Below are 11,262 nucleotides of genomic sequence, written 5' to 3' on the forward strand. Positions count from 1 at the left end.
CCTATTGGGCGAACCGCGCAAGGTTTTGGATCGAACGAAAGGTTATGCGCGATTCTGTAACAACAAGTAGGCGTGCGCGTAATATTGTGCCTCTCTCATCAGATATGAGTGGCTTGGGCTAATTAATGCGCACATAAATCTGCGCGAGTTGAGCGCATATAATTTCGCGTCACACCGCAAAGCTCCATGAAACACTCTGATCGGCCATTTGGCGGCGCAAACCGGACCTTGGTGCAATGCGTAGCTAACGGTCAAATGAACACTAACGATCCACGGCGATGATCGAAAATTTCGCGATTACAGCGTGGACAGATTCGACACGACCTGCCTAGAGCGGACATTAAACGATCATCGCTATGCCGCACCACAGCTTCCCCAAAGAGAGCATTAGGAATGGAAAGAAGCTTTTAGTGGTGTCGGGACTGCGATGCGGGCGAAGTTAGCTGGACACTTCTAAATTTTCCGCCACGGGTCTAAACAAGAGGCACAGCATCTCCGGAATGCCCCTACAAACAAACCAATGTGATACATGCTCATCTATACCTCCGACCATTCGCTATATTGTGCCAAGTTGCGCATCTTATTACGGCATAAGATGCTATTGTTTAGAGAAGTCCCGCCGCCGGGTGGAGGTGGTTCTTCCACATATCTGGCACTTGTGCCGTCAGGCAATTTACCCGCGCTCGTTGACGGGGACTTTACGCTGACAGATAGCGAAGCGATTGCCGAATATCTGGAAGAAAAATATCCGGAAATTCCAATGTTGCCGGACACGCTTGCCGCACGTGCCAGATCGCGGGAGCGCTCTCGGTTTGCGGATACGCGATTAGAACCTGCCTTGCGTCTGACATTCCCTCATGTTGATCCTAAAGTCCGTGATGCCGCAGCGATCAGTATAGCGCACGCGCAGATCAACCTGCGGCTGCACGGATTGGGCATCATGTTACAGCGACCGGAGCTGCCGCGTGACCGGCTCTGGATGGGTGATCCGGGCACGATTGTGACCCTTGAGTGGATCGCCCTTTTTGAAGGGACGGTTGTGCCCCGGCTGGAATGGCCTCAGGCAGTTCAGACCTACCGCTCAGACATGTTGAAGCACCAATCTGTAGCCACAGAACTTAAGGCCTATCGCCCTGCGATGCTCAATTACATGCAAGAAAAAGGCGCGCTGTAATTTGAGAAACTTGCGCCGTTATTGCAGGCGGCCAAAAGCGGCCCATGCCCGCGGGAGGTGGCAAAGCGGTGCAACAATCGAAAAACCGCCGTTCTGAGCCGATAGCAGAATGTGAAGAAATCGCCCGACCCTATACAACCGCAATAGGATTAACGTGAAGTCTAAGCCTCAACGAGCCGAATATCTAACGGAGCACCGCCATCTACGATCTTGAGCAAGCGGTCGATATTAGGATGTGCTCCAGGACGGTCCTTTGCATCTGCTGTATGTTCAGCAAAAACATCGAGGCCATGCACTGCAGCGTTCGCGTCCAGTGTGCCAAAAGACTGTTGAAGATACCTATATACGACGAGTGACCCCTGCTTGCCCGGCGCATTTTCAATGGATCCAACAAGAGTACCATCTTGATCAATAAGATCGATGCGCGCGAGGTTTTCAACAGACGGTAAAAGTTGCAAATTTTCCTTAAACGATACAGTTGGCTTAATCATCTCGATGTCCTTTAACGGGCGCCTTGGCTTCGTGTCGAACGACTTATATTCTGTGTCCCGAGCTTTGGGTACCTAAAAGTCTGTTGAAATCTTTTGCGTCCCCATAGGTCATGAATTTTGGCCCTTAGCTGCCATTTATGCCTCCCACGCATTCACTGAGCAGGCCCGCTTACTAACTTCTTACGCCCGAAAATAGCAGCGAATTCACTAGAATGGCGATCCTAAAATGGGTTCAGGATGCAGACTTTCGTGGCACTATATCGCGCCAGGAAAGCCTCAGGAAAGCTCTTTTATCGAAAGCATCAACTGAAAATTACGGGGCGAATGCCTCGTGGAAACGCTGTGGCCACATTAGGTGACGCTCGCGAAATGTGCGGCGACTGATAGTAGGATTACAATCGGAGTAGGCCACATTCAGCTCTAATTGACCTTACGCCAACGGGATTTTCGTAGAGAAAACGATGGATAAATTGGCCGCCTAAGGTCACAGATTTAACCCCAAGGACTCCGCGCAAAGCTGGAGAGAGATTGGGGCACAGGGCAGGCGTCTAGAGGCAACTGCTTGAGATACACACCTTATGTTCTCTGGCCTCCAGAAGTTTCCACAACTTGGCGAATACGTAAGCTTATGGAATACTCACTTGACACAGAACACTTCAGAGATGACCGTAACATACTGCTGAGTATGTTGTGTTTTAAATGAAGGGTGCCGCGGATCCGGAAAATTCAGCCGAGGCCTCGCATAACGAGATCTCTTGCGCCGCAGAGGTGACATGACTGAGCTTCGGAAAAAGGAAATGGCATCTTAGTGCAACTCAATTAGATTTAAGACGGAAAAGACAATATGACCGAAGCAATGATTGCAGATCTCGATCATCAGATCTCTCGAGATTTATTTGAAGAGCAGGCGGCAAAAGGAGCGAGTGCGTTGACTGCTATGTGCGCAGGCGCAGATGTTCCTGTTGCAATCATAATGCGCAATGATTTGGTACAACTTGAAATAATGCGCGCCGCAGCTTTGGCTGGAACCATTATTGTTGCGCTGAATTGGCACGGGGCCGTCGACGAAGTTGCCGCGATTTGCGACGACAGTGGTGCACGTTTTGTTATTATCCACCGCGATCTTATTGACGCGTTACGCCCTGCATTGGAGGGCCGGGTTGTGATTGGAGTCACACCTGGAGAGGGCCTGTGTAAAGCATATGAAATTGACAGTACTGCCGCGCATACAGACCCTGATACTCCAGAATGGGGCGATCTTGCACAGAAGCAGGCTCCTTTGACACAACGTGAAATGATGCGCCCCCTTAGGCGCTACACCTCCGGCTCAACGGGGACGCCCAAGGGAGTGGTTCGTATAGGATCGGGACCCCGTATAAACTTTGAAGACGTCTTGTCGCGCGTTGGTGCAGAGATGATGCAACTTAGGCCAGGGTCACGCTTCTTTACCGCCGCGCCAATCTATCATTCTGCGCCCTCGACACTGACAAGTGCTGCATTGATCGCGCCCGGTGTATCGACACTTGTTGCTGCAAAATTCGATCCCGAAGAGTTTTTAGCGACAATTCAATCGCATCGGATCACACATATTTATCTTGTTCCAACAATGATGAGCCTGATGCTGAAATTGCCTGAAGAGACTAAGGCGCGGTACGATCTGTCTTCCATCGAATACTGCGTCTCCACTGGCTCACCATGGCCTCACGACCTCAAGGCGGCAATGATCGAATGGTGGGGGCCTGTTTTTTGGGAAAGCTATGGCGCGACCGAAATTGGCTTTATGACTATGGCCTCCTCCCAGGATGCATTGGCAAAGCCTGGTACAGCAGGAAAAATGCAGATGGGGGGGACAGTTCTTATTCTTGATCCGGAGGGAAATATAACGCCTTCAGGCGAGGTGGGCGAAATCTATGCGCGGATGGATGCTTTTGGCGGATTTGATTATTCAAACGATCCTGAAAGCAGGATCGCTTCTGAGAAACACGGCCATATATCAGTGGGTGACTTGGGCTGGTTGGACGAGGACGGCTTTCTTTTCATTACGGACCGTAAAAAAGATATGATTATCTCTGGCGGTGCCAACATTTTTCCCGCCGAGATCGAAGCTGTATTAATGAGGGCGCCATTTATCCGCGACGTCGCTGTTTTTGGTGCGCCACACCCAGAATTCGGAGAGCAGATAGTGGCGGCTATCGAACCAGCTGAAGGTTGGACGCACAGTTCTACAGAAGTTCTGGAGTTTTTAGACGGAAAACTCGCACGCTTCAAGTATCCGAGAATTATCGACTTCCACCGATCACTGCCTCGACAGGACAGTGGTAAAATATTCAAACAAGTGTTGCGAAGCCCGTACTGGGAAAGTGCCGGTCGGAAGATTTGAGTTCTAATCGGATCAGGTGATCACGTTAAAAGTAACCCACCGCATACATGATAGCATCAACTGAACGGAACCGCCCTCTGAGCAGACGGTTTGTAACTGTCGTGGTGTTGGCGGGCTCCGTTTACACTGAACTCGCGAACTGAGCGTTAAGGTATAAAAAGCTTTGTGCGCAAAGCTGATCTTCACTTTCAGCGGCACAACGACCATTTGATAGGCAGATCCTAATGAAGGGCCACACCTACTTCATCGCCGATGTTTTGGCATGGGGTTTCCCAAAGCAGGCGTTCTCTCATTCCACAGCAACCTTACGATCCAGAGTTCTGCAAGCCTGCGATAGCGGAGGTTCGCACGGTCGGCCGCGAATTTCAGTCTCCCGCCCCCGCTGAAAGCCGCCGCTTCCAGCCCATTGCGGTCATCTAGCATATCAAGCACTAAAATTCGGTATTCATAAACGGGCATCCAAATTGCTTGATGCGACACAATGTGATTTTACTCTTCCCATATCGACGATCAGCGTCTGTCTGGTCATGATAAGACTTCAGGCAAAGTCTGTTAGCTCAGACGAGCCCAAAAGGCCCTTGGCTCGCCACCATTCGTCCCAAGTGATTTGTTATCGCGGCCGCAGAAACCAGTACCAGACCCTATAGGCCTCCAGCAGACCAAGCGGCACGAAATGGAACATTGCCGGGCCAAAACCACCCCAGTCATGTAGTGCCGCCCAGTGCAGGAGGGTCAGAACCGCAGCGGCATAGGTCGTGCGTTGCAGTGTCTTCCAGTTCTGGCCAATTTTCGCACGAAATAGTCTGATGAGGTGAGGGCCAGCGGCACGAAGATTACGAAGGCGATCCAGCCGGTCCAGATGTAGAGACTTGGTACGTCTGCCGTGACCTTCTGCACCGTGCCCAGATCAATCAGATACAACACCATGTGCGCCAGCGCATAAAAGAAGGCTGCGACGCCAAAATAACGGCGTTTTTTTGCAAGCAGCGCGGACCGCGCCAACCCTTAAAAAAGCAGCCCCAGCGGTGAGGCCATCATTCCGATAACCATGAAGCGCCCCGAACTCGCCGGTGGGATGCAGTGCTTCGTGATAGCTTTAGCGTCGGGTGCATTGATCAGGCTGTTGAGCACAACAAGACCGGGCAAGGCTAGGAGCACCCAAAACCAGTAGGAGGAGAGTCGGGAAAACATGTCTGTGGTCGACAAGCGAAATCGCCCAGTAAACCACCAGCGGCACCCGTGTTGAAAGGCCGCGCCACGCCCAGACCGCCCAGACTAGTGGCACGGCACCCACTACCGCGAACAGGTCCAGATAGGCGGGATAGTGCCACGCCTCGGAAGACCCGCCTGCATCAATGTCCTGGATCAGCACCCATGTGATCAAACGGCACAGTTCCAGCGCCAGCCAGATGCCGATGAGAAAGGCGCGTCGCGGTGCGGTAGTCTTCGACACTCATGGTGCGGAAGGTCAGATCGGTGCCAAAGGCGCGGTTCATGTAGGCCGGAAGGTCGGTTTTGGTGATTAGCGTGCCGTGCAGATTGTAGGTCTGGCAGTGGTGTTGCGGTTCGGCCAATATAAGGGCGTAGGCCACCGCCAGTTCCCCACGCGTCGTATACCCACAACGCCCGTCGCCCGCGCAGTTGGCGATCTCGCCCGCCTTGCGATAGCTGTCGATATATCCGATGTCGGGCTCGATATAGATGCCGTTGCGCCCGATGACCCAGCCTATGCCACTGGCGCGAATGTCGGCCTCTGTCTTACGGTTGCTATTGACCACCGGCGACAAGGCGGCGCCGGTCTCAGGCCCCTGCACGCTGGTTTAAATGATCCGTTCCACGCCTACGGCTTTTGCCGCGGCAATCACATTGTGGTGCGCAGCCGGGTCGCCATTGCCCGGCACCAGCAGCAGGCGGTCCACCCCTTCCAGCGAGGCTTCAAGCTGCACTCGGTCGGCGTAGTCGCTGGGGTCGTACCTCGATATTCAGGTCGGTGACATTTTACGGGGTACGTGCCAGCCCGATGACGGTTTCGCCCCGTTCGGTCAACTCACTTGCGATTGTTGCGCCCAGATGGCCGGACACTGCGGTAACTGCGATGATCCTATTTTGTGCCTCTTGTGACAGGCAGGCTGCATGCAGCCTGCCGTGGGGAGTTCTAAGCTATCGGGCTAGATCAGTCGTGATAGGCTTGGCTGACGGCAAAGCTGTCCTCGAACCAATGCCACAGCACTACCTGGCCGTCTTTCACTTTGGCACGCAGGGCAAAGGTAAATTCACCGGTCTCCTTGCCCGTATGGGTGGTGATGCCGTTCATCTTGCCAAAGACGGCTACGGTGTCGCCCGAAGCAAAGGCATCGGTGTTTTCCCAGGCTGTAGTCTTGAAATTCTCCGAGAATCTGCCGAGGAAGGAGAAGACGTTCTCTTTGCCCTTCGCCCCGCCGATCCATGGCAGACTTGGGTCGCCTTCGTTGTGCCAGACCATGTCATCGGCCATGAGCTTACCCATGATGTCCATGTCACCTGATCCCATCGCGCCCATGAAGGCCATGACGGTGTCAAAGCTTGCCTGTGTCTGTTCGTCCATTTCCTGTGCTCCTGCGTGTTGTCCAATGATGATTGCGAGCGATGCGCCCAGCGAAGTTTTCAATAGTGTTCTGCGGTTCATTTTGTGCTCCTTCTTTGCGCCCGGGTCCGGCCCGGGCGTCGGGCTGTGATCAGAATTTGCCGGCTTCGTTATGGGCGGCCCCTTCGCCGGGCATGGGCGCGATGACGTCCCAATGTTCGACGATCAGTCCGTCCTCGACGCGGAAGAGGTCGTAAAAGGCGGTGGGTTCGCCGCCCAACGCGCCCTCAGACAGTGTGAGGACAAAGTTGCCCTCGCCGATCACCTGATGGACATCGGTGTATTCCATGGAAATGCCCTGCGCGGCCATCTCGGCCATGAAAGCGCCAAAGCCGTCCAGCCCGTCAGCCACCATCGGGTTGTGTTGCGCGTAGTTGGCGGGATTGATGTACTGGGTGAAATCAACCTGCTCTTGGTTGATCAGCGCACGGGTGATGAACTCTTTGACCTTGGCCTTGTTGGCGGCGGTCTGGTCCAGATCGGTGATCGCGGTCGCGCCGTCAATCTGACTGCGGCCCGAAGGGTTGGCGGGCTGTTCGGGGATCAGGTTGTCCCAATGTTCAACGATCTTGCCATCCTCGACGCGAAAGACGTCAAAGCCGATCATCGGCGTTTCGCCGAACCCCTCATAGCGGGCATGCACGGCGACAATGTCGCCATCCGCGATCATCCGCACATAGTCGGCCTTGAAATTGCCGTTGCCCGCAAGAAAGCCGACGACGCCCTTCTGCGCGTCAATGCCATTGGCGAACATCTCGTTGTGCTGGGTGATGTCTGTGGCAAAATACTGATCGACCGCAGCCACATCGCCGGCCAGCAGCGTGTTTTTCAGCGCTTCAAGAACAAAGGCCTTGGTGACGGCGCTGTCGGCCAGCGCGGTCAGCGGCAGGGTCGCAACGATTGCGGCCGATGCAAAAAGTTGGTTCAGGGTCATTGTGGTCTCCTCGGGGTTGGTTGGGCATGCCCGCTCTGATCGCGCCCCGGGGTGGGGCGCGCTGAGGCAGGGATCGGGTGGATAGATGGCAGTGTTAGCGGGTGGGCGTCAGGCTTTGGTGCCGTTGGCGACAGTCCAGGTCAGGTCCGGATTTTCGCGGAAGGCAAAGCGGTCCAGATGGCTGGAAATCACTTCAGCGGTTTGGTCGAGTTGCGGCCTGTCAGGTGCTTCAACAGTCAGGAGCAACCCGTTTCCGTCAGCACAAAGCACGCATTGGCCGAAGGGCAGCTCGATCCGTCCGAAACTAGGCTGGTGGGTTACCGGGACTTTGTGCCCGAAATGTTTGCACAGTGAACCCAGATAGCGTTCCGCATTCGGAGTGGTGAAGAATGTGCTCGCGTCCATATTGTCGCTCCTTTTCCTGCATAGAACATCTATCCTTGCGAGACTGATCGGGGTATTTACAAAATTCAGAAGTCATAATTCGGACAGGCAGAACAATGATCGAGTATCTGCGGCACATGGCAATCTTTGCCAGCGTTGTCGATGAAGGGTCTTTTCGAGGGGCTGCAAAGGCGATCGGCCTTGCGCCTTCGCGTGTCAGCGAAACGGTCTCTGATCTTGAAAGCTATCTTGGTGTGACCTTGCTGTACCGCACAACGCGCAAGATCGCGCTGACGAACGAGGGCCGCATGTTCTACGCACGCGTTGCAGAGATGCTGCGCAGTGCGGAAAGCGGGCTGAACGATCTTAACGCCTTGTCATTGGAACCCGTCGGTGCACTGCGGGTATCAATGCCAGCCTTCATGTCCACTTCCTCATTAGCGACGGCTATCGCAGAATTCGTTCGGCAACACCCTCAAGTGGCCATTTCGGTCTCTTACACCGACGAACGGAAAGATCTGCTGGAAGACGGATTTGACGTGAACATTCGCGTGGGATGGCTGGATGACAGTTCGATGATGTCTCGCAAACTGGGCGAAAGCGACCGGGCGCTGGTGGCGGGTGCCAAGTATGCTTCGACCCGCCCGCAACCTACGCACCCCTCTGATTTAGAGAGCTGGGACTGGCTCCGCTACAAATACCGGCCTGATCACACCACATTGAGCGGGCCTGATGGGAAAGTAGTCAAGGTTCTGGGGCAAGCGCGCATCGAAGTCGACAGCATCGACGCGTTACATCACTTCACCTGCCAGAACCTCGGCGTTACGGTCCTGCCAGAACACCTTGCCGCACGTGGTGAAGCCAAGGGTGAGCTGGTGCGCCTTCTGCCGGATTGGGGCTTGATCCCGATTGGCTTTTTCGCCGTCTGGCCGGACACGTCCCGCCGTGAGAGCCTTACGTTACTCTTCGTGCGCTTTATCGCTCTGCAACAAGAGAATTTGAAAAAAGTAAGGGCCCTTGAGTAATCGGTGCTCTGGAAAGGTGGTTCCGGTCGCACCGATACGGGCACGGCCAAGAGAAGGATTATTGGCCAAAATGAATGACCGAACGGATGCTTTCACCGTCATGCATAAGCTTGAACGCATCGTTGATATCGTTCAGCCCCATGGTGTGAGTGATGAAATCGCTCAACTTGAATTCACCATTCATGTAACGCTCGACGTATTCGGGTAGCTCCGACCGGCCCTTGACGCCACCGAAGGCCGACCCGCGCCAGACACGACCTGTGACCAGCTGGAACGGGCGGGTGGAGATTTCCTGTCCTGCGCCGGCAACACCGATGACCACAGATTCACCCCAGCCCTTATGGCAGCACTCGAGCGCCGAGCGCATGACATCAACGTTGCCGATACACTCGAATGAGTAATCCACGCCACCTTCTGTCATTTCGACAATCACGTCCTGAATTGGCTTGTCGTGATCCTTGGGGTTGATGAAATCGGTCGCGCCCAGCTTGCGGGCCAGGTCAAACTTGCTTTCGTTGATGTCGATCACGATGATCCGGCTGGCCTTGGCCATGGTTGCTCCGATTACGGCGGACAAGCCAATGCCTCCCATGCCAAAGATCGCCACAGTCGAGCCTTCTTCGACATTAGCCGTGTTCATCACGGCACCCATGCCAGTAGTTACGCCGCAACCCAGCAGGCAGACCTCTTCGAGCGGTGCTTCTGGGTTTACCTTGGCGAGCGAGATTTCGGGCAGAACGGTGTATTCCGAAAAGGTCGAGCAGCCCATGTAGTGCAGGATCGGCTGGCCGTCCTTGTAGAAACGACTGGTCCCATCAGGCATCAAGCCGCGCCCTTGGGTTTCCCGGATTTTCTGGCAGAGGTTGGTTTTGCCAGATGTGCAGAATTTGCACTCGCCGCATTCTGGTGTGTAGAGTGGTATTACATGGTCACCCACGGCGACACTGGTGACCCCCTCGCCGATGGATTCGACGACCCCTCCTCCTTCATGGCCGAGAATGACAGGGAACAGCCCTTCGGGGTCTTCACCTGACAGGGTGAATGCATCGGTGTGGCAAACTCCCGAGGCGATAATTTTGATGCGCACTTCACCCGCCTCCGGCGGTAATACATCGATTTCCTCAATCGAGAGCGGTTTGTTCGCGGCCCAAGCAACGGCCGCCTTGCATTTAATGATTTCGGTCATGCGTCTCACTTTGCAGTAATAGGTGAATTGCCGTGTGGCGTTGTTGAGAACGGTGACCTAAACTGTTTCCTTGCAGTTATAATGGATAGAATTCGAAAAACACTATTACCTATATGAGATAATAACTGTGACGCTGAGCACGAAAGGACCATCATGCTAAGTTGGGAAGGTGTTTCCGAGTTTGTCGCCGTGGCCGAAGCCCAGAGCTTTACTGCCGCCGCCAACCGCTTGGGGATTTCCACTGCTCAGGTCAGCCGCCAAGTCGGCGCACTTGAGGTGCGTCTGGACACCAAACTTTTCTATCGTACAACACGCAAGGTTACGATCACCGAGACAGGGCAAGTGTATTACAACCACTGTCGCCAAGTACTCGAGGGCCTTGCCGAGGCCGAACGCGCGGTAACCGATCTGCATCAGCACCCCAAAGGTCGGCTTAACATGACCGCCCCGGTGAAGTTTGGCGAAAACCGCATCGCGCCATTGATTAACGATTTTCTGCAGCGTTATCCGGAACTTGAGATCAACCTCAGACTGACCAACCAACGACTTGATCTTGTAGCGGAAAGCTATGATCTGGCGATCCGGCTCGGTGAACTGGAAGACAGTTCGATGATGGCAAAAAGACTTTCCTCTCGCAGGCATTATACCTGTGCCGCGCCAGAATATCTTGCTGCTCATGGCACCCCAAATGCCCTATCCGAACTTGACGCCCACAATTGCTTGCAAGGCACCTTAGGCTATTGGCGATTTCAAGAAAATGGGACCACGCGGCATACCCGGGTAAAGGGAAATCTGCGCTGCAACAGTGGCGCGTCACTGGTTGATGCAGCGCGAAAAAATCTGGGGATCATTCAGTTGCCAGATTATTATGTGGAGGCAGATATTTCTGCCGGGCGCCTGATCTCTGTTTTGGAAACATACCGCAGGCCGGACGATGGTATATGGGCGATCTATCCGCAAAACCGTCATCTCTCACCAAAGGTGCGGCTGCTGATTGATTATTTTCGGGAAGGGTTGCGATGAATGGCAGTTCTCGCTTTTACAGCTGAGGAATGCGGCCTGAAT

12 protein-coding genes and 1 pseudogene are annotated in these 11,262 nt (G+C 54.2%); 5 read left to right on the top strand and 8 right to left on the bottom strand.

The features are described from left to right. Window positions 1–529 precede the first annotated feature (529 nt). Complete coding sequence (locus C8N30_RS08045) at window positions 530–1,174, top strand: glutathione S-transferase family protein (RefSeq protein WP_025063993.1); 645 nt, start codon at window positions 530–532, stop codon at window positions 1,172–1,174. Window positions 1,175–1,335: 161 nt separating this feature from the next. On the opposite strand, the gene C8N30_RS08050 is transcribed toward C8N30_RS08045, so the two are convergent. After that, complete coding sequence (locus C8N30_RS08050) at window positions 1,336–1,665, bottom strand: DUF2322 family protein (protein WP_025063994.1); 330 nt, start codon at window positions 1,663–1,665, stop codon at window positions 1,336–1,338. A 191-nt stretch (window positions 1,666–1,856) separates the two neighbouring features. Between C8N30_RS08050 and C8N30_RS19930 the strand changes: the two are divergent. Both C8N30_RS19930 and C8N30_RS08055 read left to right on the top strand, forming a co-directional pair. Continuing rightward, window positions 1,857–1,972, top strand: a pseudogene (locus tag C8N30_RS19930) (IS3-like element ISMamg1 family transposase); the annotation flags it as partial. Window positions 1,973–2,509: 537 nt separating this feature from the next. Beyond that, on the top strand, window positions 2,510–4,045 hold the full coding sequence (locus tag C8N30_RS08055) for an AMP-binding protein (protein WP_025063995.1): 1,536 nt from the start codon (window positions 2,510–2,512) through the stop codon (window positions 4,043–4,045). 732 nt (window positions 4,046–4,777) lie between these two features. On the opposite strand, the gene C8N30_RS19570 is transcribed toward C8N30_RS08055, so the two are convergent. The 6 genes from C8N30_RS19570 to C8N30_RS08085 form a co-directional block, all read right to left on the bottom strand. After that, window positions 4,778–4,972, bottom strand: coding sequence for a hypothetical protein (locus tag C8N30_RS19570; RefSeq protein WP_249038043.1), 195 nt, complete (start codon window positions 4,970–4,972; stop codon window positions 4,778–4,780). Between the two features lie 425 nt (window positions 4,973–5,397). After that, on the bottom strand, window positions 5,398–5,859 hold the full coding sequence (locus C8N30_RS08070) for a Rossmann-fold NAD(P)-binding domain-containing protein (RefSeq protein WP_051567246.1): 462 nt from the start codon (window positions 5,857–5,859) through the stop codon (window positions 5,398–5,400). A 6-nt stretch (window positions 5,860–5,865) separates the two neighbouring features. After that, entirely contained in the window at window positions 5,866–5,991 is a 126-nt protein-coding gene (locus C8N30_RS19790) for a hypothetical protein (RefSeq protein ID WP_269667569.1), read from the bottom strand. Between the two features lie 227 nt (window positions 5,992–6,218). Continuing rightward, a complete protein-coding gene (locus C8N30_RS08075) occupies window positions 6,219–6,710 on the bottom strand; it encodes a nuclear transport factor 2 family protein (RefSeq protein ID WP_025063997.1) in 492 nt (163 codons plus the stop codon). 49 nt (window positions 6,711–6,759) lie between these two features. Next, entirely contained in the window at window positions 6,760–7,602 is an 843-nt protein-coding gene (locus C8N30_RS08080; RefSeq protein ID WP_025063998.1) for a nuclear transport factor 2 family protein, read from the bottom strand. A gap of 108 nt (window positions 7,603–7,710) precedes the next feature. After that, on the bottom strand, window positions 7,711–8,007 hold the full coding sequence (locus tag C8N30_RS08085) for a DUF2218 domain-containing protein (RefSeq protein ID WP_025063999.1): 297 nt from the start codon (window positions 8,005–8,007) through the stop codon (window positions 7,711–7,713). Between the two features lie 95 nt (window positions 8,008–8,102). On the opposite strand from C8N30_RS08085, the gene C8N30_RS08090 reads away from it, so the two are divergent. Next, window positions 8,103–9,011 carry a LysR family transcriptional regulator gene (locus C8N30_RS08090; RefSeq protein WP_025064000.1) on the top strand — a complete coding sequence of 303 codons (909 nt, stop codon included), beginning with the start codon at window positions 8,103–8,105 and terminating at the stop codon, window positions 9,009–9,011. A 58-nt stretch (window positions 9,012–9,069) separates the two neighbouring features. Here C8N30_RS08090 and C8N30_RS08095 read toward each other — a convergent pair whose 3' ends face one another. Continuing rightward, complete coding sequence (locus C8N30_RS08095; protein WP_198021502.1) at window positions 9,070–10,185, bottom strand: S-(hydroxymethyl)glutathione dehydrogenase/class III alcohol dehydrogenase; 1,116 nt, start codon at window positions 10,183–10,185, stop codon at window positions 9,070–9,072. 165 nt (window positions 10,186–10,350) lie between these two features. On the opposite strand from C8N30_RS08095, the gene C8N30_RS08100 reads away from it, so the two are divergent. After that, the gene (locus tag C8N30_RS08100; protein WP_025064002.1) at window positions 10,351–11,220 is read left to right on the top strand and encodes a LysR family transcriptional regulator; all 870 of its coding nucleotides are present in this window, start codon (window positions 10,351–10,353) and stop codon (window positions 11,218–11,220) included. Window positions 11,221–11,262 lie beyond the last annotated feature (42 nt).

The organism is Sulfitobacter guttiformis, assembly GCF_003610455.1.
Lineage (GTDB): Bacteria > Pseudomonadota > Alphaproteobacteria > Rhodobacterales > Rhodobacteraceae > Sulfitobacter > Sulfitobacter guttiformis.

Coding starts and splice junctions, on each gene's coding strand:
- C8N30_RS08045 (WP_025063993.1), top strand. CDS start 530: ATGCTCATCTATACCTCCGACCATTCGCTATATTGTGCCAAGTTGCGC.
- C8N30_RS08050 (WP_025063994.1), bottom strand. CDS start 1,665: ATGATTAAGCCAACTGTATCGTTTAAGGAAAATTTGCAACTTTTACCG.
- C8N30_RS08055 (WP_025063995.1), top strand. CDS start 2,510: ATGACCGAAGCAATGATTGCAGATCTCGATCATCAGATCTCTCGAGAT.
- C8N30_RS19570 (WP_249038043.1), bottom strand. CDS start 4,972: ATGGTGTTGTATCTGATTGATCTGGGCACGGTGCAGAAGGTCACGGCA.
- C8N30_RS08075 (WP_025063997.1), bottom strand. CDS start 6,710: ATGAACCGCAGAACACTATTGAAAACTTCGCTGGGCGCATCGCTCGCA.
- C8N30_RS08080 (WP_025063998.1), bottom strand. CDS start 7,602: ATGACCCTGAACCAACTTTTTGCATCGGCCGCAATCGTTGCGACCCTG.
- C8N30_RS08085 (WP_025063999.1), bottom strand. CDS start 8,007: ATGGACGCGAGCACATTCTTCACCACTCCGAATGCGGAACGCTATCTG.
- C8N30_RS08090 (WP_025064000.1), top strand. CDS start 8,103: ATGATCGAGTATCTGCGGCACATGGCAATCTTTGCCAGCGTTGTCGAT.
- C8N30_RS08100 (WP_025064002.1), top strand. CDS start 10,351: ATGCTAAGTTGGGAAGGTGTTTCCGAGTTTGTCGCCGTGGCCGAAGCC.